Origin of the sequence: Vreelandella hamiltonii (assembly GCF_014651795.1) — a bacterium.
GTDB classification, from domain to species: Bacteria; Pseudomonadota; Gammaproteobacteria; order Pseudomonadales; family Halomonadaceae; genus Vreelandella; species Vreelandella hamiltonii.
This window is the reverse complement of the sequence record NZ_BMXO01000004.1, coordinates 145,733-165,067: the sequence shown is the minus strand read 5'-3', so window position 1 is coordinate 165,067 and position 19,335 is coordinate 145,733. Positions and strand designations below refer to the sequence as shown.

Annotated in this window: 15 protein-coding genes and 1 riboswitch; of the genes, 9 read left to right on the top strand and 6 right to left on the bottom strand. The window is 60.7% G+C overall.

Translation table 11 applies throughout. The features are described from left to right. Positions 1-43: 43 nt before the first annotated feature. Positions 44-3,397, bottom strand: coding sequence for a transglutaminase family protein (locus tag IE061_RS06555; protein WP_193461277.1), 3,354 nt, complete (start codon positions 3,395-3,397; stop codon positions 44-46). 429 nt (positions 3,398-3,826) lie between these two features. Here IE061_RS06555 and IE061_RS06550 point away from each other — a divergent pair, with 429 nt between their 5' ends. Together IE061_RS06550 and IE061_RS06545 are read left to right on the top strand one after the other, a co-directional pair. Continuing rightward, positions 3,827-5,311, top strand: a complete 1,485-nt coding sequence (locus tag IE061_RS06550; protein ID WP_081135171.1) for a circularly permuted type 2 ATP-grasp protein — start codon at positions 3,827-3,829, stop codon at positions 5,309-5,311. A 4-nt stretch (positions 5,312-5,315) separates the two neighbouring features. After that, a complete protein-coding gene (locus IE061_RS06545; protein WP_016916450.1) occupies positions 5,316-6,314 on the top strand; it encodes an alpha-E domain-containing protein in 999 nt (332 codons plus the stop codon). On the opposite strand, the gene IE061_RS06540 is transcribed toward IE061_RS06545, so the two are convergent. Beyond that, positions 6,315-7,376, bottom strand: a complete 1,062-nt coding sequence (locus tag IE061_RS06540) for a zinc-binding metallopeptidase family protein (RefSeq protein WP_081135172.1) — start codon at positions 7,374-7,376, stop codon at positions 6,315-6,317. Between the two features lie 223 nt (positions 7,377-7,599). Between IE061_RS06540 and IE061_RS06535 the strand changes: the two genes are divergently transcribed. Then, complete coding sequence (locus IE061_RS06535) at positions 7,600-9,096, top strand: CoA-acylating methylmalonate-semialdehyde dehydrogenase (protein ID WP_081135174.1); 1,497 nt, start codon at positions 7,600-7,602, stop codon at positions 9,094-9,096. 60 nt (positions 9,097-9,156) lie between these two features. On the opposite strand, the gene IE061_RS06530 is transcribed toward IE061_RS06535, so the two are convergent. After that, positions 9,157-9,846, bottom strand: coding sequence for a hypothetical protein (locus tag IE061_RS06530; protein ID WP_016916454.1), 690 nt, complete (start codon positions 9,844-9,846; stop codon positions 9,157-9,159). A 300-nt stretch (positions 9,847-10,146) separates the two neighbouring features. Then, a riboswitch (TPP riboswitch) is annotated at positions 10,147-10,250 on the top strand. Between IE061_RS06530 and IE061_RS06525 the strand changes: the two genes are divergently transcribed. The 3 genes from IE061_RS06525 (at position 10,240) to IE061_RS06515 (ending at position 14,132) form a co-directional block, all read left to right on the top strand. Beyond that, complete coding sequence (locus IE061_RS06525; RefSeq protein ID WP_081135178.1) at positions 10,240-11,631, top strand: SLC5/6 family protein; 1,392 nt, start codon at positions 10,240-10,242, stop codon at positions 11,629-11,631. It overlaps the preceding riboswitch by 11 nt. A gap of 84 nt (positions 11,632-11,715) precedes the next feature. Then, positions 11,716-13,167: a diguanylate cyclase domain-containing protein gene (locus IE061_RS06520; protein WP_193461276.1), complete on the top strand. Its 1,452-nt coding sequence runs from the start codon at positions 11,716-11,718 to the stop codon at positions 13,165-13,167. After that, positions 13,164-14,132 (top strand): magnesium transporter CorA family protein, encoded by a 969-nt coding sequence (locus IE061_RS06515; RefSeq protein WP_193461275.1) that lies wholly within the window; start codon positions 13,164-13,166, stop codon positions 14,130-14,132. Before IE061_RS06520 ends, IE061_RS06515 begins: the two co-directional genes overlap by 4 nt. Positions 14,133-14,169: 37 nt before the next feature. Here the strand turns inward: IE061_RS06515 and IE061_RS06510 are convergent, their stop codons facing one another. After that, the gene (locus IE061_RS06510; protein WP_193461274.1) at positions 14,170-15,351 is read right to left on the bottom strand and encodes an MFS transporter; all 1,182 of its coding nucleotides are present in this window, start codon (positions 15,349-15,351) and stop codon (positions 14,170-14,172) included. A gap of 303 nt (positions 15,352-15,654) precedes the next feature. Between IE061_RS06510 and IE061_RS06505 the strand changes: the two genes are divergently transcribed. Beyond that, positions 15,655-16,833, top strand: coding sequence for an alcohol dehydrogenase catalytic domain-containing protein (locus tag IE061_RS06505; protein ID WP_193461287.1), 1,179 nt, complete (start codon positions 15,655-15,657; stop codon positions 16,831-16,833). Continuing rightward, positions 16,830-17,891 carry a proline racemase family protein gene (locus IE061_RS06500; protein ID WP_193461273.1) on the top strand — a complete coding sequence of 354 codons (1,062 nt, stop codon included), beginning with the start codon at positions 16,830-16,832 and terminating at the stop codon, positions 17,889-17,891. Before IE061_RS06505 ends, IE061_RS06500 begins: the two co-directional genes overlap by 4 nt. On the opposite strand, the gene IE061_RS06495 is transcribed toward IE061_RS06500, so the two are convergent. Together IE061_RS06495 and arfB are read right to left on the bottom strand one after the other, a co-directional pair. Then, a complete protein-coding gene (locus tag IE061_RS06495; protein ID WP_039175821.1) occupies positions 17,881-18,081 on the bottom strand; it encodes a DUF1289 domain-containing protein in 201 nt (66 codons plus the stop codon). The two genes, IE061_RS06500 and IE061_RS06495, sit on opposite strands and share 11 nt — an antisense overlap. 49 nt (positions 18,082-18,130) lie before the next feature. After that, positions 18,131-18,547, bottom strand: coding sequence for an alternative ribosome rescue aminoacyl-tRNA hydrolase ArfB (gene arfB / locus IE061_RS06490; protein WP_193461272.1), 417 nt, complete (start codon positions 18,545-18,547; stop codon positions 18,131-18,133). Between the two features lie 128 nt (positions 18,548-18,675). On the opposite strand from arfB, the gene IE061_RS06485 reads away from it, so the two are divergent. Continuing rightward, on the top strand, positions 18,676-19,287 hold the full coding sequence (locus IE061_RS06485; RefSeq protein ID WP_193461271.1) for a flavin reductase family protein: 612 nt from the start codon (positions 18,676-18,678) through the stop codon (positions 19,285-19,287). Positions 19,288-19,335: the final 48 nt, after the last annotated feature.

Below are 19,335 nucleotides of genomic sequence, written 5' to 3'. Positions count from 1 at the left end.
CGGATTATCCTGCAGCTAGCGCCGATAGGAAAGCATTACTACCTCATCGGCGCGGGCTCCAGCGTAGGTCAAGGGTACACGGCAGTTCCTGACTGAGGGCTTCTGGCATGGGCGCCTGGTAGCCATGGCCGTGGCCACTGTCGCTAAAGCGGCCCAGGCGTCTGGCTTCGGCTTCGAAGGCATTGACCGGGAACGTCTCGAAACTGCGCCCCGTGGGATGCACGACGTGATAGGTGCAGCCCGCCACCGAACGCTGGTTCCAGGTGTCGATGACATCGAACACCAGCGGGGCGTGAACGGGAATCTGGGGGTGCAGGGCCGACGGCGGCTGCCAGGCCCGGTAGCGCACGCCTGCGACGGCTTCGCCGTTGCGTCCGGTGGGGGAGAGCGGTACCCGGCGGCCATTGCAGGTCACCACGTAGCGGTCGCCGCTCATGCCGTTGACCTTCACTTCCAGGCGTTCCACCGAGGAGTCCACATAGCGGGCGGTACCGCCTGCCGTGGCTTCTTCACCCAGCACGTGCCAGGGCTCGATGGCTTGGCGCAGCTCGATGGAGAGCATGGGAGTATGCAAGCGGCCATGCACCGGGAAGCGGAACTCCCGGAACGGCGCAAACCACTCCAGCTCGAAATCGAACCCATGGTGGCGCAGGTCGTGCAGCACATCGTTCAGGTCTTCCCACAGGTAGTGCGGCAGCATCCAGCGGTCCTGCAGGGCACTGCCCCAGCGTACCGGGCGCGCACGGTAGGGCGTCTTCCAGCAGCGCGCCACTAGGGCGCGGATGAGCAGCGTCTGCATCAGGCCCATGCGGGCGTGGGGAGGCATTTCAAAGCCGCGCAGCTCCAGCAGCCCCAACCGGCCGCTGTCGCTGTCCGGTGAGTAGAGCTTGTCGATACAGAACTCGGCGCGGTGGGTGTTGCCGGTCAGGTCGGTGAGCAGGTGGCGCAGCAGTCGGTCCACCAGCCAGGGCTGAACGACCTCGCCTTCGGGCATCTGTTGCAGGGCGATTTCCAGCTCGTAGAGCGCCTCGTGGCGGGCTTCATCCACCCGCGGGGCTTGGCTGGTCGGGCCAATGAACAGCCCGGAAAACAGATACGACAGGCTTGGGTGGTGCTGCCAGTAGGTTACCAGACTGGCCAGCAGGTCCGGCCGACGTAGAAACGGGGAGTCCTCTGGTGTCATGCCGCCCAGCGTGACATGGTTGCCGCCGCCGGTGCCGGTATGGCGGCCATCGACCATGAATTTTTCGGTGCCCAGCCGCGCCTGGCGGGCTTCATCGTAGAGCCGTTCGGTCTGGGCGACCAGCGCTGGCCAGCTGTCGGCCGGCATGATGTTGACCTCGATGACGCCGGGGTCCGGGGTGATCTGGAAGCTGGACAGACGCGGGTCCCGGGGCGGCGCGTAGCCTTCGATCATGACCGGGCAAGCCAGCGCCTGGGCGGTTTCCTCGATGCTGCTCAACAGGTCGAGGTAGTGCTCCAGGTGAGTCAGCGGTGGCAGGAAGACATGCAGGCGGCCCTCACGAGGCTCGACGCACAGGCTGGTATGGATCACCTTGTGTTCGCGGTCGTCGGCGGCGCTTGGCTGCTGCTGAACGGCTTCGCCTTCCGGGTGGCTATGGCTGGGGTGCAGGCTCTGGCCATGGCGCTCGGCGCTGGTGAAGCGATGCTGTTCGGCATTGCGGCGCGCCACTTCCCCGTGAATGTCGCCCAGCGCAGGTCGCGGTGCAAACAGCGACTGGGGCTGCGGCTGCTCTTCCGGGTCGGCCCAGGGGAGCGCCGACAGCGGCAGACGCAGGCCCATGGGGGAGTCGCCTGGCACCAGGAACAGGTGATCGCGTTTGAGCGGCCAACGGCCGCTTTCCCAGCGATGAGACTGGGAAATCGAGTGACGCAACGGGAGCGCATAGCCCACGACGGCGCCCAGGTCCTGCTCCAGCAGCCGTGCCAGGCGGCGGCGTTCGGCATCGTCTTTCAGGTCGGCATTACGCGGGTCGACGCTGACCGGTAGGGTCTGCTCTTTCCAAAGGTAGTAGTAGGCATCTTCGTAGGCGGGAATCCAGTGGCGCTGCGCCACGCCCAGGCGTTCGCCCAGCGTATGGATGAAGCGCTCTACCATGGCGTTGTCGACCTTGGCGTGGGGCGCGCCTTCGGTGCTGGCCAGCCACTTGGGGTCGCGCCACAGGGGCGCGCCATCCTTGCGCCAGTAACAGGCCAGCGCCCAGCGAGGCAGCGGTTCGCCAGGGTACCACTTGCCCTGTTGCTGCTGAATGACGCTACCGGCCGCGTAGGCTTCCTGCAGTCGGGTCAGCAGCGCCTCGGCGCGCTCACGCTTGTGCTCGCCCAGCGCTTCGGTGTTCCACTGGGGGCTCTCCATGTCGTCGATGGAAACGAAGGTCGGCTCGCCCCCCATGGTCAGGCGAACATCCTGCTGCTGGAGGACTTCATCCACCTGGTCGCCCAGCGCCAGAATGGCCTGCCACTGCTGATCGCTGTAGGGGCGGGTGACGCGCGGGTCTTCATGGATGCGCTCCACGCGCATCTCGACATCGAACTCCACTTCGCACTTGTCGGAAAAACCGGTAATGGCCGCGGCGCTGCCGGTGGTGGGGGTGGCGGCCAGCGGAATATGCCCTTCACCAGCGAACAGGCCGGAGGTGGGGTCCAGGCCCACCCAGCCTGCGCCCGGCAGGAAGACTTCGGTCCAGGCATGCAGGTCGGTAAAGTCCACCTCGGTACCGCTGGGGCCATCCAGCGCTTTGACGTCCGGGGCCAGCTGAATCAGATAGCCGGATACAAAGCGAGCCGCCAGCCCCAAATGGCGCAGGATCTGTACCAGTAACCAGGCGCTGTCGCGGCAGGAACCACTGGCCAGAGTTAGGGTTTCTTCACAGCTTTGTACGCCGGGCTCCATACGCACCAGGTAGCTGATGTCCTGTTGCAGACGCTGGTTGAGCGCCACCAGAAAATCGACGCTGGTGGTGGGCTCCCGAGGTACTTCCTTAAGCCATGCTTTTAGGCGCGGCCCTGCTTCGGTGACTTCCAGATAGGGGCCTAGCTCCTTGAGAAGCTCATCGGAATAATGGAACGGAATTTTTTGCGCGGCATCGTCGAGAAAAAAGTCGAAAGGGTTGATGACCGTCATGGGGGCCACCAGCTCGACGGCAATGGTGAGTTCCTTGCGTGGCTCTGGAAACACGATACGCGCATTAAAGTTGCCAAAGGGGTCTTGCTGCCAATTCAGAAAGTGGTCATCCCCTGAAATATTCAGCGAGTAGGCATCGATATGAGTACGGCAGTGGGGGGCCGGGCGCAGGCGGACGACATGGGGTGACAGTTTGACGGGGCGGTCAAATCGATAGGTTGTGCGGTGATGCAAGGCAACGCGAATGGTCATGAGCCACCCTCAAATAAAAGCGTAAATTCTCGCAGCTACTGATGAACTGCGACGCAACAAGACATTTACCCAAGAGTATCGTTGGAGTTGAACTTTTTTGCAGCTGCAATATGCCCAAGGGCGTTTAAGAAGTGTGGAAAATTGTGATCGCATCGCTTTTAATTAAATCTTGCACCAAATTGGTGCTTTTTTTCGAGAGTTTTTTTGTCAAGGCACAAGTTTGGTTCAGTGAGGGGGTGGGAAGGTATCGCGGCATTACAAAGTGGCCGCGTTTTATCAAACGTGGATGCCATAGCGTTGAAATATCGGGAAAGGTGGTACGAGTATTGCGTGGTTATATAGCTCAATAAATACGTCGATTGCACGCGGCAGGCCTACACTATTGTTCAAGGAAGTTGCCGCTTCCACCCCAGCGCCAGGAGAGCGCCCATGAGCCAAGTCAATTGGAACAACTATGCGTGCCGTGATTTTTACGATGAGTTGCTAGAAGCGCCAGGTAAACCCAGAGCTTCTGCCGATGAGCTTTGTAATATGCTGGCTCGGTTTAGCGCCGAAGAGTTAGCGGAAAGAAAAACCGCTGCGGAAATCGCCATTCGTACCATGGGGATTACGTTTACCGTGTATTCCGAAGGGGCAATGATCGACCGCGCCTGGCCATTCGATATTGTGCCCCGGATCATACCGGCCCATGAGTGGCGCAAGACGGAAGCCGGTTTAAAACAGCGCGTCCAAGCACTCAATCTCTTTATCGACGATCTTTATCACGATCAGAAAGTGGTCAAGGACAAAGTGCTGCCTGCGGAAGTGCTTGCTCAGTCGGCTAATTTTCGCCCGCAGTGTGTGGGCATTAACCCGCCCCATGGTATCTGGGCGCATATTTGTGGCTCTGATTTGGTACGCGGCGGCGATGGCACACTCTACGTGCTGGAGGATAATCTGCGGATTCCTTCCGGGGTCTCCTACATGCTGGAAAACCGCAACGTCACCAAACGGGTGCTACCTGAGCTGTTTGCGTCGGGCAAAATCCTGCCAGTAGACGACTACGTGGCGCAGCTGTATGACATGCTGGCGGCCATGTCTCCCCGTCCCGGCGATGACCCTCAGGTCGTGGTATTGACCCCCGGCATCTACAACTCGGCCTATTTCGAACACGCCTATCTTGCCCAGCAGATGGGGGTCGAGCTGGTGCAGGGTAGCGACATGCTGGTGGACGACGATGACGTGGTCTACATGCGTACGGTGGAGGGGCTGCGACGGGTGGATGTCATTTATCGTCGTGTGGATGACGAGTTTCTGGACCCTGAAGCCTTCAATCCGCATTCGATGCTGGGCGTGCCTGGGCTGATGCGCGCCTGGCGGGCGGGCAAGGTGGCGTTGGCCAATGCGCCAGGGGCAGGCGTGGCAGACGACAAGGTGGTCTACGCCTTCGTGCCCGAGTTGATTCGCTACTATCTGGATCAGGAGCCGCTGCTGCCCAACGTGCCCAGCTACCTGTGCATGTTCGATGACGACCGCAAGTACGTACTGGATCACCTCGACGAGCTGGTGGTGAAGCCTGCCAATGAGTCCGGGGGCTACGGCATGCTGATCGGGCCTCGCTCCACCAGGGAAACCCGCGACGAGTTTGCCCGCCTGATCAAGGAGAACCCGCGCAACTACATGGCCCAGCCTACGCTGGCGCTCTCCACCACGCCCACCCTGGCCAACGGCTTGCCGCAGCCGCGTCATGTGGACCTGCGCCCGTTCATTCTCTCCGGCCCCGAAACCCATGTCACCACGGGTGGTTTGACCCGCGTGGCACTGGTGGAGGGGTCGCTGGTGGTCAACTCGTCCCAGGGGGGCGGCAGCAAGGATACCTGGATCGTCGAGGTCGATGAGAACGCGGCTGATGCCGCCGAGCAGGAAGGAGTCTAACGCCATGCTGTCACGCGTAGCTGAAAACCTGTACTGGATGGCGCGCTACATCGAGCGGGCCGAAGACACCGCGCGGCTGCTGAGCGTCAATAGCCACCTGATGCTCGACCTGCCGCGCCACCTGCCGTTGGGCTGGGCGCCACTGATCGAAATGACCGGTACTCTGGATGCGTTTAACGAGCGCCATTCCAGCTTTGACGAGCGTAGCGTAGTGCATTTTTTGTGTGCCGATGCGCAGAATGGCAGTTCGATTCTTTCGGCGCTGGCCAGTGCTCGGGAAAACCTGCGCACTACCCGAGACGTGGTGCCCAGGGAGATCTGGGAGGAGGTCAACCAGCTCTATTTGAGCGTGGCCGACCATGCGGAAAACGGTGTCAGCCCGCGCCGTCGCGATGCCTTCCTGAAGAACGTGATTCGCGGCTGCCAGACGCTGACTGGCCTGATCGAAGGCACCTTGAGCCATGGGCCGGCCCGTACCTTCATCCAGTTGGGCAGACATCTGGAGCGGGCCGACATGACCACGCGTATTGTGGACGTACGTTCCGCGAGCCTGCTGCCCCAGAACCCCGAAGAGCTATTGCCGTTCGAAAACCTTCAGTGGATGAGCGTGCTCAAGTCGCTGACGGCCTATCAAATGTACCGTCAGGAAGTGCGGCTGAGAGTGCGGGGCCCCGATGTGCTGCGCTATCTGCTGCAGGACCCGAACCTGCCGCGCTCGATTGCCTGTAGCCTGGAAACGCTGGGCCATGAGCTACAGCTACTGCCCAGGCAGGACCGGGTGGCCGCCACGGTGTCGCTGGTGCGTGCCGATGTGGTCGATGCCGATATCCAGGCGTTGGCTCACTCCCCCAGCAAGTTGCATGCGTTCGTGGATGAGCTACAGATTGGCTTTGCCGCGATCCATGACACGCTCAGGGCAACGTACTTCGTGAATAGCGACAACGTGCCCAAGGTGACCCAGCGACAAAGTCAGGGCCACCTGGGGGATCATGATAACGATTGATCAAGTAGATCGAGCGTTAGCGCTGGCGCTGTGTACTAACTCATGAAGGTACGCCAGCTTGTCACGCACCGGGGGAGGCAGTACCCCCGGTGCCAGGTCCAGTAGCCCCATATCACGGTTGAGCTCATTGACGACCATCCCCACCTGATGAAACGCTCTTAACATGCTGTCCAGCGTGCCGTCATATTCGGCCCGTGAAATCCCCATGTGTAGAGCGGTGTCCAGCACGGCCACCATGTCCAGATAAAACGCAAAGGTTTCGGCGAAGTCCTCCCACGGGTGCATGGCGGCATAGGCAGAAATGAACCGTGTTGGCCAGTCGGCCGGCGCGCCTTGCTGATAGTAGGTTTCCAGCGCATCACCGTAGGTGGGGGCGTTATGGTCGCCAAACACTCGGACGCTGGCGGCCTCATCCTGATCCTTGACCAACAAGTCCCAGTAGTAATGCCCCACCTCATGGCGAAAATGACCGATCAGGGTGCGGTGGGACTCGTTCATGTCCACCCGCAGTCGCTCACGCTCGACGTCGTCGGCTTCCTTGACGTTGATGGTGATATGGCCGTTGGCATGGCCGGTATAGACCTTCTCCTGATTCGCCGTGGAGCGCCAGAGCCCTTTGTCAGGGAGGGCGTCGGCCATGAACGAGAAGCTCAAGGGGACGCGAATATCATCGCCCTGGGTTCCGTGGGGGAGCTTGAGAATCTCCAGGGTGTGGAACAGACGACGCTTGGCAGCTTCCAGTGCGGCCCAGCGCTCGCGGTGACCCTCTACGTTCAGGTCGGGAATCACATCGTTGTAGCGGCAGCAGTCGCACAGCGTGTCGGCTTCGCCTTCGGTCATGATCACCATGCGGTTGCATACGTTCTCTACCGCGTAATTATGGCACTTCATCAAGAGGGTGCCGCAGCCTTCGTGGGTGCAGCGGTATCCGCCGCCTTCCAAAGGGGCCAAGGCAACGATATTGCTGCAGGCCGGGCACCAGCCGACTTCCGACTCACAGGCAACACAATGGGTGTTCTCGAAGAACAGCGGGTTGCCGCACTGGCAATTGAACGCTTGCATGGATACCTCCTTGTGGAAAGCCACGTTATGCATCGTCGATAGGCAGGTTGAGAAGGCGCCCTGACAGCATAGCGAGGCTCTTTCCTTGAGGGAAAGGCTATTTCCCCAGTGCGGTGAATTTAGCTTTATCGAGTGGCTAATTGACGTTTACGTCAACTTGCTGATATACCCTAGGGGCTCCTTATTCAACCCCATAACAAACACAACCACGAGGAACGTCTGTATGTCCGTTCGCCAGATACCCATGTATATCGATGGCCAGCCGGTCGAGTCGCAAAGCCAGGAGTGGCGCGATGTCGTCAATCCGGCGACCCAGCAGGTCGTGGCCCGGGTGCCTTTCTGTACCCCTGACGAGGTAGAGCGTGCCATTGCCAGTGCCAAAACCGCGTTCAAGGAGTGGCGCAAGGTGCCGCTGGGCAAGCGCATGCGCATCATGCTGAAACTTCAGGCCCTGATTCGTGAGCATACCGCGGAACTCGCCGCGCTGATCACCGAAGAGCATGGCAAGACGCTGCCTGACGCAGAAGGCGAAGTAGGCCGCGGGCTGGAAGTGGTCGAGCACGCCTGCTCGATTGCGTCTCTGCAACTGGGTGAACTCGCCGAAAACGCGGCCAATGAGGTCGATGTGTATACCATGCATCAGCCGCTGGGCGTGGGCGCCGGGATCACGGCGTTCAACTTCCCCATCATGCTGCCTTGCTTCATGTTTCCGCTGGCCATTGCCACGGGCAATACGTTCGTTCTGAAGCCTTCCGAGCAGGACCCCAGCTCGACCATGCGGCTGGTGGAACTGGCCCATGAGGCGGGTATTCCGGCGGGCGTGCTCAACGTGGTGCATGGCGGGCCCGAAGTTGCCAACCAGATTGCCGACCATCAGGACATCAAGGCGCTGTCGTTCATTGGCTCTACCCATGTGGGATCGCTGCTGTATGGCCGTGCGGCGGCGGCAGGTAAGCGTATGCAGTCCATGATGGGGGCCAAGAACCACTGTGTGGTGATGCCGGATGCCAACCGTAGTCAGGCCATCGACAGCCTGCTGGGGTCGGCCTTTGGGGCAGCGGGTCAGCGCTGTATGGCCAACTCGGTGGTGGTGCTGGTAGGCGAGGCGCAGGAGTGGCTGAGCGATATCGAAGCAGGCGCCCGTAGCATGAAGGTCGGCCCCGGTACCCAGCGGGATGCCGACCTGGGGCCGCTGGTGTCTCCTCAGGCCAAGGAGCGTGTCGAGCGCTTGATCACCGCCGGTGAAAAAGAGGGGGCCACGCTGCTGGTGGATGGCCGAGGCTACACAGTAGAAGGGTATCCGGAGGGCAACTTCGTGGGGCCGACGCTGTTTGCCAACGTCACGCCGGAGATGACCATTTACCGGGAAGAAATATTCGGTCCGGTGCTATGCGTGGTGGGGGTCGAGACGCTGGATGATGCCATCGACTTCATCAACGCCAACCCGAACGGCAACGGCACGTCGATTTTCACCAACTCGGGCTGGGTGGCGCGCCGATTCGAAACCGATATCGACGTTGGTCAGATCGGTATCAACGTGCCGATTCCGGTGCCGGTGGCCTATTTCAGCTTCACCGGCTCTCGGGCTTCCAAACTGGGGGATTTGGGCCCCAACGGCAAGCAGGCCATCGCGTTCTGGACGCAAACCAAAACGGTGACCGCACGCTGGTTCGAGCCCGAAAACGTCTCCAGCGGCATCAATAGCACCATTGCGCTCTAGATATTTGGCGAACCGCTGACGCATCAGGGGCCCTCTGCCACGGCAGAGGGCCCCTGGGGATCAGACGGGTTCGAAAAGTGGCAGGCTGTCGCGCAGGAGCTGTTCTATAGGCTCCAGTTGGCTTTCATGCAGCACCAGCAGGTAAGGAGCATCCTGTTCATCGTTGAGTGGCGCAAGGAGTGCAAACTCGCCCTCTTCAAGATGGAACTCATGGATTTCTCGCAGCCCGTGGGGAGTTTCGCACTGAGAGCAGCGATAGGTGTCGTCTTCGCCGTACACCAGGCGGTGATACATCTTGAACAGCGTGTACAGCGCTAACCCCCCTTCGAACGCTTGCCAGCGAGCGGGTGTTTCTCGAATGTCTTCGTTCAAGACCAGACCTTCGGCCTCGGCATCGGCAATGGCGTCGGCCAGCGGTTCTGCCAGAATGGCGCTGCCATCGGCGGGCAGCGGTGCATTTTGCTGATTCGCCGCCGTAAAGCGCGCAGCAGCAGCATGAAAATCTGCCAGGCTGTTGAGATGGAAGTCCGCATGTTGCAGGTCGGCTGGCTCGAAACCGCCGTTCTCCCAGCCGTGAATGACACGTAGCGTAATTTGACCCCGGGCGATGGGGCGGGCCAATAAGGCATGAAGCATGATACGGATATGCAGCTGGCGTTCATCCGTGTCGTTTTCGAACGCACGGTAAGGGTCGGCGAACAATGCATGCAAACGCCCCGGCGTGTGCTCTCTTGCTTCAGAATAAGACATGGTGGTTTCCCTGTTACAGACGCCGTTTGCTCAACGCTGCCTTTTTTATGAAATACAGTCGATAAGAGTATGGCGAGCCTCAAGGTGTAATGAAAGTCTAATCCGTTAGCATTTTGTTAACCATGACCCCGTATCGCGCAAGGCGTTTATCAACACGACAAAAAAGAGGTAAGCATGTCTGCGTCATTACTCGGAGTTCTACCTGATGGGGCGCGTGCCCAAACCTGCCTAGGCAAGGGCGCATAACGCACGGCAGCGCTTTACCAGGGCGCTCCTTTCAGTGAAGATACCGCCTTCATTCACTGTCGCCAGGGGAGCCCTTCGTGGGCTGAGAATGCACGTCATGCAGACCCTGGAACCTGATCCGGATAGTACCGGCGGAGGAAGCGCGACATGCCGTACCTGACGTCTGCAGTGCTGGGCGCAGCGCTGTGCTGCTTTGCATTTTTAGGCCTTCGGGCGCGTTTTGGGGGAAGCTCGCTGGATGACTACGTCACGGCGCGCAACTCGCAAACGGCAACGACCCTGGGGTTCTCTTTTCTGGCCTCGGGAATGGGGGCCTGGATTCTCTTTGCGCCGCCTGAAATTGGCGCCTTCGTGGGGCCGGTGGCGCTGCTGGGCTATGCCGTGGGCTCGGCGCTGCCCTTCCTGGTGCTGGGGCTTTATGGCCCCAGAATACGTCGTGCGCTACCCGCCGGGCGCAGTATCGCCGAGTTTGCCGAAGCGTGTTATGGCAAGGGGGTCCGTCACTATGTCACGCTTGCCTCCGTGGCGTATATGGGGTGCTTTCTGGCAGCTGAGCTGACGGCCATCGGCGCCATTACCGCGCTACTGTCAGACGTTCCGCCTGCCTGGGTCATCATTGGTGTGGCGCTGACGACCCTCATCTATACCGTGCTCGGTGGCCTGCGCGCCAGTTTGGCCACCGACCGCTGGCAGGCCTGGCTGCTCTTGATACTGTTATGCGCCGTGGCGGGCGTCACGTTATGGCGCCTGCCTTCCATGCCCAGCGATGCGGCGCTACCGGACGTCCCCCTCGGGGCGTCGCTGAGCGTGGCGCTGACGCTGATCATTGCCGTGACCGCGGCCAATTTGTTTCACCAGGGCTACTGGCAGCGGCTCTGGGCGGCTCAGGATAGCGCCAGTCTTGGCCGTGGCGCGTGGCTGGGGGCCGTCATGACGGTGCTGGTGGTCATGGTGATTGGTGGTGTCGGCATGATGGCGGCACTCAGTGGGGTGAGCCTGGGCGAGCCACCGATGCCCTTTTTTGCCCTGTTGGCAGAGGCTCCTGTCTGGATCACACTCCCGGCTCTGGTGCTAGCCGTCACGCTGGTGACTTCCAGCGTGGATACGTTGCAAAACGGCATTGCCTCGCTGTGGGCAACGGGAGATCAGCCAAAAGCGTTGCATGCAGCGCGCTGGATCACGGTGCTGCTGATGGTGCCGGTGATCCTCATCGCCTTGCAAGGGCTATCGGTACTGAGGCTGTTTTTGATAGCCGACTTGCTGTGTGCGGCCATCGTGGTGCCAGTGCTGCTGGGCCTGTGGCAACGCATGTCGCCGCTGGCGGCGATCAGCGGTGGCGTGGCGGGGCTGGTGGGGGCAGTATTGCCGGGCTGGCTGGGGCAAGGCTCCTTGATGGCAGGCATCATGGCCGCCACGTTTCCTGGCAGTATTCCTACCCTCGGTCCCTTCGTGGGGGCGCTGCTGCTCTCGAGCCTGGTGAGTATCCTCGTGGCGTGGTGGCTCCCTTCAGGCAAGGTGTTAAAAAAATCAACGCGTTAGGCAGGCTGTGCAGTTTCGCGCTATGATGACGAAGGGGTTTGAAATACACAAAGGAGTGTTAACTATATATCGGGTTTAACCACCATGAGCCACCTGTTGCCATCCAATGAAGCGTTGCGTATTGCTGCTTTACAAGAGCTGGCGTTACTGGACACCCCCAATGAGCCGGTATTCGACCGAGTGACTCGGTTGGTCACCGTGCTGTTGAGGGTACCACTCTCCACGGTGACACTCGTGGATACCGACCGACAGTGGTTCAAGTCTCAGGTGGGGCTGGAGCTTTCGGAAACTCCCCGCGACGTGGCGTTTTGTGCCTATACCGTGCTGGCGGAAGCGCCGCTGGTCGTCAACGATGCGCTGCAGGATCCGCGCTTTGCCAGTAACCCTTATGTCATCAAACCCGACGGCATCCGCTTCTACGTCGGCATCCCTCTGAAAACCACCCAGGGGCTGGTGTTGGGCTCCCTGTGTGCCATGGATACCCGGCCCCGCGAACTAACCCCCCAGGAGTTCACCGCGCTACAGGACCTGGCCGATGTGGTGTCCGGTGAAATTCATTTGCGCGAGCGCTTGATTCAGCAAGAGAAGCGCAATGCCAGCTTCAAACGCGACCTTGCGGCGCTGCATCGTAGTCTGGAGCAGCAGATCGAGCGACGTACCCGCGAGCTCAACCTGGTCATCGAGTCGGCTTACGATGCCTACCTGAGTATCGATGATCGTGGCCGGGTGCTGGACTGGAATCGCGCCGCACAAGCCATGTTCGGCTGGTCGCGCAAGGAGGCGTTGGCCCGCCCCATTACCGATCTGATGTTTCCTGCAGGCGTGCCCGGGCAGGACGATCCTTCACCCATTGAATGGGAAGCCCGGCGTCGAGATGGTGGGCGCTTGCCGGTAGAGATTCGCCACCAGCGCTACGAACTCAGTGGGCGATGGCGACGCAGCCTGTTCATCCATGACATTACCGAGCGTCAGCAGTTGGCGCGCCTGCGAGACCAGGAGGCCAGACAAGATGTCTTGACGGAGCTGCCTAACCGCCGCGCCCTCGACGAACGCTTGCCAGAGGCCATGGCGCGTACTCGGCGGAGTCTCGTACCGCTGGCGGTCATGTTTCTCGACCTGGATGGGTTCAAACGAATCAATGACCTGTATGGACATGCCATGGGCGATGAGCTGCTGCGCGACATCGCCAGACGCTTGCAAGCCGCGCTGCGTGAAACGGACTTCGTGGCCCGTTGGGCAGGGGATGAGTTTGTGCTGATACTGGAGAACATGGACAACGACGCCATCGAACCGCTGGCGCAGAAGCTGATCCGCACTATTGAAGATCCGCTGACCATGGGCGACATAGTGCTCGAGGTCAGTACCAGTATCGGCGTGGCCGAGTATGTGCCTGGCGGAGAAGAAACCCCTCAGGAACTGTTGAAACGAGCCGATGTGGCGATGTATGAAGCCAAACGGGCAGGCAAGGCGCAGGCGCGGCTAGCAAGCCCTGTGCTGCCGTCAACCAACGCCAGCGAAGTCAAGGAAAGCACATGATTCGATGTCTGATGACCATACCCGAGGGAGAAGTGCGCGAAGGCGACCTCTCGCTGATCAATGCCTGGAAACGCCTGGAGGGCGCGCATATCTGGGTGGACATGCAAGGTGAAAGCGAAGCCAGCGAGCGTGAGGTGCTCGAAGGGTTTGCGTGCCACCCCATGGCGATACAGGATGCCCACAAGGTGCGTCATCCACCCAAGATCGAAGAGTTCGAGAATCATACGCTGATCATCTACCGAGGCATTTCCTCCTTCGATGCTCAGCTCAACTTCGTGCCTCAGCAGCTGTGCTTTTTCGTTGGTGAACGCTTTCTGGTCACGCTGCATCCTGGCCATGCGCTGAGCATCGAGCGATTGCTCAACGACCAGGGTGCGCGGCTACTGTCGCGCTCTCCCGAGCAGGTTGCCTTGCGTGTCATGTATACCTCGGCGGGCTTTTATATCGACAGCCTGCTGGAGTTCGAGACCGAGCTGAGCGACCTGGAAGACGAGCTGCTGGAAAACGGCAATGACGTGCTGATGCGTCGGATTACCGCGTACCGCTCTCGGTTGGTCAAGATGCGGCGAGTGTTCAGTTACCACAAGGGCATCACTCAGGAGCTGACGGCCTACGACTACGCGCACCTTCCGCGGGGGGAGAGCGAGACGCTGCATGCCATCACCGATGTGGAGGAACGCTTCGAGCGTCTGCACTCCTTGACCCAGATGTATTACGACATCTGTGGTGATCTGGTGGATGGCTACATCTCGATTTCGTCGCATCAGTTGAACATCACCATGCGGGTATTGACCGTCATTACCGCCATTTTCGTGCCGCTGACCTTTATTGCCGGTATTTATGGCATGAACTTCGAATACATGCCCGAGCTTGCCTACCCGTATGGTTATTTCTTCGTACTGGGGTTCATGCTGGGCATTGGCGTTGTGCTGATCTGGTGGTTCAAACGTAAAGCCTGGTTCTAGACGTTGTCCGAAAATGGGCTGCGTTCGGCCTACGGCGTTAAGGATCGGCAGTAGACTGAGCCAGGATACGCAGGCGTAGCGTCAACAGACAAAGCCCAAGGCCAATCAACAGCCATAGCGAGGCTAGCAGCACGGGAAACGCGCCGGGCCCGGCGGTGTCCAGTAGTGGGCCCGTCAGCGAAGGAATGATCAGTGCCCCGCAGCCCGCGGCCGTAAAGATGGCGCCGGTGGTGCGGCCCCGCATCACCATGGTGTGGTTGCACAGCGCAAACAGGGTGGGGAAAAAAGCCGAGGCGGAGAGGCCAAACAGCAGCGCGCCTGGGGCCAATGAAAGCACCCCTGCATGCCAGCCGCCAGCGGCGCTGAGCCCAATGGCCAGGCAGCCGACCAGTACTTGCCAGGGCGCGCACCAGCGCAGTAGCGGAATGGCCAGCAAGCGTCCTGCCGAGAGCGCCAGCCAGAATAGTGTCGCCAGCAGCGTGGCCTGCTCGCCGGGCACTCCTGATAGCGCGCCATAGGCCGTCACCCAGCCAGCAAAGGTCACCTCGATGCCCACGTAGAGGGCGAACAACACCATGAAGATGCCCAGCAGCAACGGATCACGATGCTTGTGCGCGCCAATGCTGCTGCTCGGCGAGGAGGGCGCTGGCATGGTGGGGCTGGCAAAGCGTGATAACGGCCACAGCATCCCGGCGACGCAAAGCCCCACCACCCAGAAGGTCCAGTGAAACTGGCCGGTCAGTGACAGCGCTGCCACCATCACCAGCGGGGTCAGCATATTGCCAACGCTGAAGCAGAAGTGCAGCGCGCTCACATTGGGACCTGCGGCGTCTCGGTGCAGCCACAGCAGCAGCGTATTGCCCCCGGCATTCAGCGACACTTCAGAAAAGCCCAGCAGCATGAACAGCAGCGCCAGCAACACGAGTAGTGGGCTCAAGGGCGCCAGCGCCAACCCGGCCACGGTGAGTATGCCCATGATGAGCAGCACGCGATGCCCGTTGAAGCGGTCCATCAGCACTCCGGTGACCAAAGCGCCGCTCATGTTACCTACAGCACGCGCCGTGAACAGCACGGCAATCTGGCTCATGGAAGAGCCGCTGGCGCTGGCCAGGTGGGGCAGGGCAGGCCCCAGCAGCCCGCCAGTCATACCGATAGCGATGAACAGTCCAAAATAGGTCCAGGTCAGGCGGCGATGATAGGCAGAGCTGAAATGAAGCATACCGTTCCTTGGCGGGGGGCTGGGAGGTGCCCATGAGGGATGAGCTTGAACCTTTTGGGGGCTGATCACCATTGGCGAAAAGTTGACGCCCCAGAGGGAAAACGGCGCAAGCGGTAGGGAAGCGATCACCCGGTATTGTTGGCCGCCGTTGCGGCTGGATGTCTTGAACCTGACCGGGCGTTTGTTATTGTCGTGGTATATGCACCGATCAGGAGCCAGCCCATGGCCAATACGGACCGCAGAACCTCACGTGTCACCAACGCTGCCAATGATTCCACCACCTCCATTTCTATCCCCTCCAGCATGTCGGCCATGCTGCTGACCGGTCATGGCGATGTGGACATGTTGCACTACCGGCAGGACGTGCCCACGCCGCAGCCTGGGGCCGGTCAGGTGCTGGTGCGCGTCACGGCGACCGCGAAGAACAACACTGACCGTAAGGCCCGCGAAGGGCTTTACCCCACCAAGGGCAAGGAGGAGGTCACCTCGTTCGCCATGGGCGGTGCCCCCACCTTGAGCTTTCCGCGTATCCAGGGGGCCGATGTGGTGGGGCACATCGTGGCGGTGGGCGAGGGTGTCGATGCGCAGCGAGTGGGTGAGCGGGGGCTATTGGATTTCAATCTCTACCCCGATGATCGTCGCGATATCAACCTGATGCCGGATTACTACGGACATGGTGCCGATGGGGGGTTCGCGGAATATATCGTGGTGCCTGCCGACCAGTTTCATCACATCGCCAACCCTGAATTACCAGATGCCCCTCTGGCGGCCATGGGAATGTGCTCCTATCAGACCGCCTACCACATGATGACGGCGGCCAACGTGCGGGCTGGCGAGCGGGTGCTGGTCAGTGGGGCCAGCGGAGGTGTAGGGACGGCGCTGATTCAGCTGTGCCGGATCATCGGCGCTATCCCTTATGCCGTCAGCCAGCCCAGCAAGGCCGATGCCCTATGCGGGCTGGGCGCGCAGGCGGTGATCGACCGAGGCGATTTGCCCACCTTCGTCGAGCGCGTGCTGCAGGCCACCGAAGGGCGGCCCATCGATGCGGTCATGGACCTGGTGGGGGGCGACATGACCGACCTGTTCATCGACACCATGATCGGCGATATGTCGCAGCGCACCACGTACCCCCGGCTGGCCATCGCCGGTGCCAGCGGTGGCAATCTCAGCGAAGTCATGTGGACGCGTATCTACCTGTATCAGGTGCAAATCGTCGGGGTCTCCCATGGCACCCGTGAAGAAGCCGAACAGCTGATCGCCTGGATTCGCAGCGGCGAGCTGAAGCCGGTGCTGCACGGGACGTTCAAGCTGTCGCAGCTGCACGCGGCGGAGCGCTACTTCGTCAATCGCGGCAGCGACTATCTGGGCAAGATCGTGATTGTGCCCGATGCCCAGTGGGAGGCCCATGGGGCGCCGTTCGCGCTTCAGTCGGCTGCTCTCCAATCTGCCGCTCTTCAATCGGAACGGGAGCCTCGCCAGTGAATACCGTGCATACCATCAAGCTGCTGGACACCCACGCGGGGGGCGACGTGAGCCGTATCGTCACCGCCGGGATCGATACGCTGCCCGGCAGCACGGTGCGCCAGCAAATGGAGTATCTGCGTGACGACGCCGATGGCCTCCGGCAGCTACTGCTGGGCGAACCCTATGGCATTCCGGAAATGTCGGTCGACCTGCTGGTGCCTGCTACTCACCCTGAAGCGGTGGCGGGGTACATCATCATGGAGGTGATGGGTTACCCGATTTACTCCGGCTCCAACACCTTGTGCACGGCCACGGCCGTTCTGGAAATGGGGATCGTGCCCAAGCAGGAGGGGCTTCAGCGCTTCAAGCTGGAAGCCCCGGCAGGCCTGGTGCAGATCGAAGCGCGAGTGCGCAACGGGGTCGTGGAGTCGGTGACCTGTGAAGGTTTGCCCAGCTATATCGACAGCTATCGCGATACTCTTCTGGTGCCAGGCATTGGCGACGTCACCTACTCGGTAGCCTACAGCGGCGGCTTCTACGCGCTGGTCGATGCCGAGGCGCTGGGCTTCAAGCTGGTACGGGACGAAGAAGCCGCGTTGGCGGCCTGTGCCCACAAGATCATCGAGGCCATCCAGGCCCACCGAGGGTTTTCCCACTACACTCTGGGCGATGTGGGGCCGCTGCCCTTTCTACACTTCATGGGTCCTGAGGAGCAGGTGGCGCAGGGCTATGTGCGTTCGCGCTCTGCCACCTACGTACACCCCGGCGTGATTTGCCGCAGCACCACCGGCACCGGCACCTCGGCGCGGTTGGCGCTGATGCATCATGAAGGGCGGCTGGCGCCGGGCGACAAGCTGGAAACCGTCTCGTTGAGAGAAACCGGGTTTATCGGCACCTTTACAGGCACCCACCAGGAAGGTGCCTATCAGGTGGTGGAAAATACCATTACCGGGCGCAGCTATGTGCTGGCCGATTCCACCATCGTGATCAACTGCGACGACCCGATGGTCGCCTGTGGCGAGCTGCACCATATCTTGAGTGATCGGCACGCCCAGCCTGCGCCGGTCAAGGAGTAGCGTCATCGCCGATGTCCAGGTAACCGGCCTGTTCGATACGCGTCCAGACGGGCGCTTTCTCTGCATCGGTCATGCTGCCCCAGCAGGCAATCTCATCCAGAGTGCGCCCGCAGCCGCTGCACAGCGCCGTCTCGGGGTTGATCTGGCAAATATGGCGGCAGGGTGACACAGGGCGAGGCTGGTTGAGCATGGGGGGCGTGGTATCCGGTTCGAAATGGGGGAAGGGTTCACGGAGGGCGTCAACCCAGCGGCACTTTACCACGCAGTGACTTGATCTTGCCTTTGCGGGTCTTGTGATCCACCCGCCGCCGCTGGGAGCCTTTGGTGGGCTTGGTAGGGCGGCGTGTCTTCGGCGTACGAGCCACGCTTTGAATCAACGCCTGCAAGCGGTTCAAGGCGTCTTCCTTGTTCAGCTCCAGCGTGCGAAAGCTCTGCGCCTTGATGATGACCACGCCCTCCTTGCTGATCCGCTGGTCGGACAGCGCCATCAGCCGCTCCTTGTAGGCAGGGGGCAGCGTCGAGCGCGCAATGTCGAAGCGCAGATGCACGGCAGAGGCGACTTTATTGACGTTCTGGCCGCCCGCTCCCTGGGCTCGAATCTGGCTGATATCGATTTCCCAATCGGCCAGCGTGACGCTATTGGAAATAGTGAGCATTCAATTCTCTGGTAACTTATGAACTTACAAGGCTAGCACACTTGACAGCAGGACGGCTCGACGGCCTAGTAACACTCGGTCTCTACAACAATGATTACCTGGTTCCTATGGCCTGATAAGGAGTCTTCATGGATACCCTGCTGGAAACCTCTCCACTGAGTGCCGGAACACTGTATCGCCTGCTGTCGGGCAGCATTTGCCCAAGGCCCATTGCCTGGGTGGCCACCCAGGATGGCCAGGGCAACGCCAACCTGGCGCCGTTTTCGTTTTTCAACGTGGCCAGTATCGACCCTCCCATTCTGGCTTTTGCGCCGCTGCTGGATGGCAGCGCCCAGCCCAAGGACACCCTGCGCAACCTGGAAGACGTCGGCGAGTGCGTGGTGCATGTGGGCACCGAAGGCTTGATCGAAGCGCTCAATACCACCAGCGCCAGCCTGCCGCCCCAGGAAGACGAGTTTGCCTTGGCAGGACTGGAAAAGATGGCCATGCCCGGTGTGCGCGTGCCGCGTATTGCGGCGGCGCCCATCGCCTTTGGCTGCCAGCGAGTACAGGTGATCCGCTTCGGGGATCAGCCGCTGGCAGGCAGCCTGATCCTGGTCAAAGTGGTATCGATCCACGCCGATGAGTCCGTCTGGGATGGCCGCCACGTTCACTTGGATACGCTGCAGCCAGTAGGTCGTCTGGCAGGTAGCGACTATGTGAGAGTCAGCGACCGCTTTGCCCTGAGCCGTCCTGATTAGGAACATCAGTATCTTTAGGTTGTGACTAAAGTCTTAGGCGTTTTGGCC

What these genes read in the sequence shown, in the direction of transcription:
- IE061_RS06495 (WP_039175821.1), bottom strand. Translation starts at nt 18,081, where the DNA reads ATGCTCAACCAGCCTCGCCCTGTGTCACCCTGCCGCCATATTTGCCAG.
- IE061_RS06555 (WP_193461277.1), bottom strand. Translation starts at nt 3,397, where the DNA reads ATGACCATTCGCGTTGCCTTGCATCACCGCACAACCTATCGATTTGAC.
- IE061_RS06485 (WP_193461271.1), top strand. Translation starts at nt 18,676, where the DNA reads ATGGATACCCTGCTGGAAACCTCTCCACTGAGTGCCGGAACACTGTAT.
- IE061_RS06545 (WP_016916450.1), top strand. Translation starts at nt 5,316, where the DNA reads ATGCTGTCACGCGTAGCTGAAAACCTGTACTGGATGGCGCGCTACATC.
- IE061_RS06525 (WP_081135178.1), top strand. Translation starts at nt 10,240, where the DNA reads ATGCCGTACCTGACGTCTGCAGTGCTGGGCGCAGCGCTGTGCTGCTTT.
- IE061_RS06505 (WP_193461287.1), top strand. Translation starts at nt 15,655, where the DNA reads ATGTCGGCCATGCTGCTGACCGGTCATGGCGATGTGGACATGTTGCAC.
- IE061_RS06520 (WP_193461276.1), top strand. Translation starts at nt 11,716, where the DNA reads ATGAGCCACCTGTTGCCATCCAATGAAGCGTTGCGTATTGCTGCTTTA.
- IE061_RS06535 (WP_081135174.1), top strand. Translation starts at nt 7,600, where the DNA reads ATGTCCGTTCGCCAGATACCCATGTATATCGATGGCCAGCCGGTCGAG.
- IE061_RS06530 (WP_016916454.1), bottom strand. Translation starts at nt 9,846, where the DNA reads ATGTCTTATTCTGAAGCAAGAGAGCACACGCCGGGGCGTTTGCATGCA.
- IE061_RS06510 (WP_193461274.1), bottom strand. Translation starts at nt 15,351, where the DNA reads ATGCTTCATTTCAGCTCTGCCTATCATCGCCGCCTGACCTGGACCTAT.
- IE061_RS06550 (WP_081135171.1), top strand. Translation starts at nt 3,827, where the DNA reads ATGAGCCAAGTCAATTGGAACAACTATGCGTGCCGTGATTTTTACGAT.
- IE061_RS06540 (WP_081135172.1), bottom strand. Translation starts at nt 7,376, where the DNA reads ATGCAAGCGTTCAATTGCCAGTGCGGCAACCCGCTGTTCTTCGAGAAC.
- IE061_RS06515 (WP_193461275.1), top strand. Translation starts at nt 13,164, where the DNA reads ATGATTCGATGTCTGATGACCATACCCGAGGGAGAAGTGCGCGAAGGC.
- arfB (WP_193461272.1), bottom strand. Translation starts at nt 18,547, where the DNA reads ATGCTCACTATTTCCAATAGCGTCACGCTGGCCGATTGGGAAATCGAT.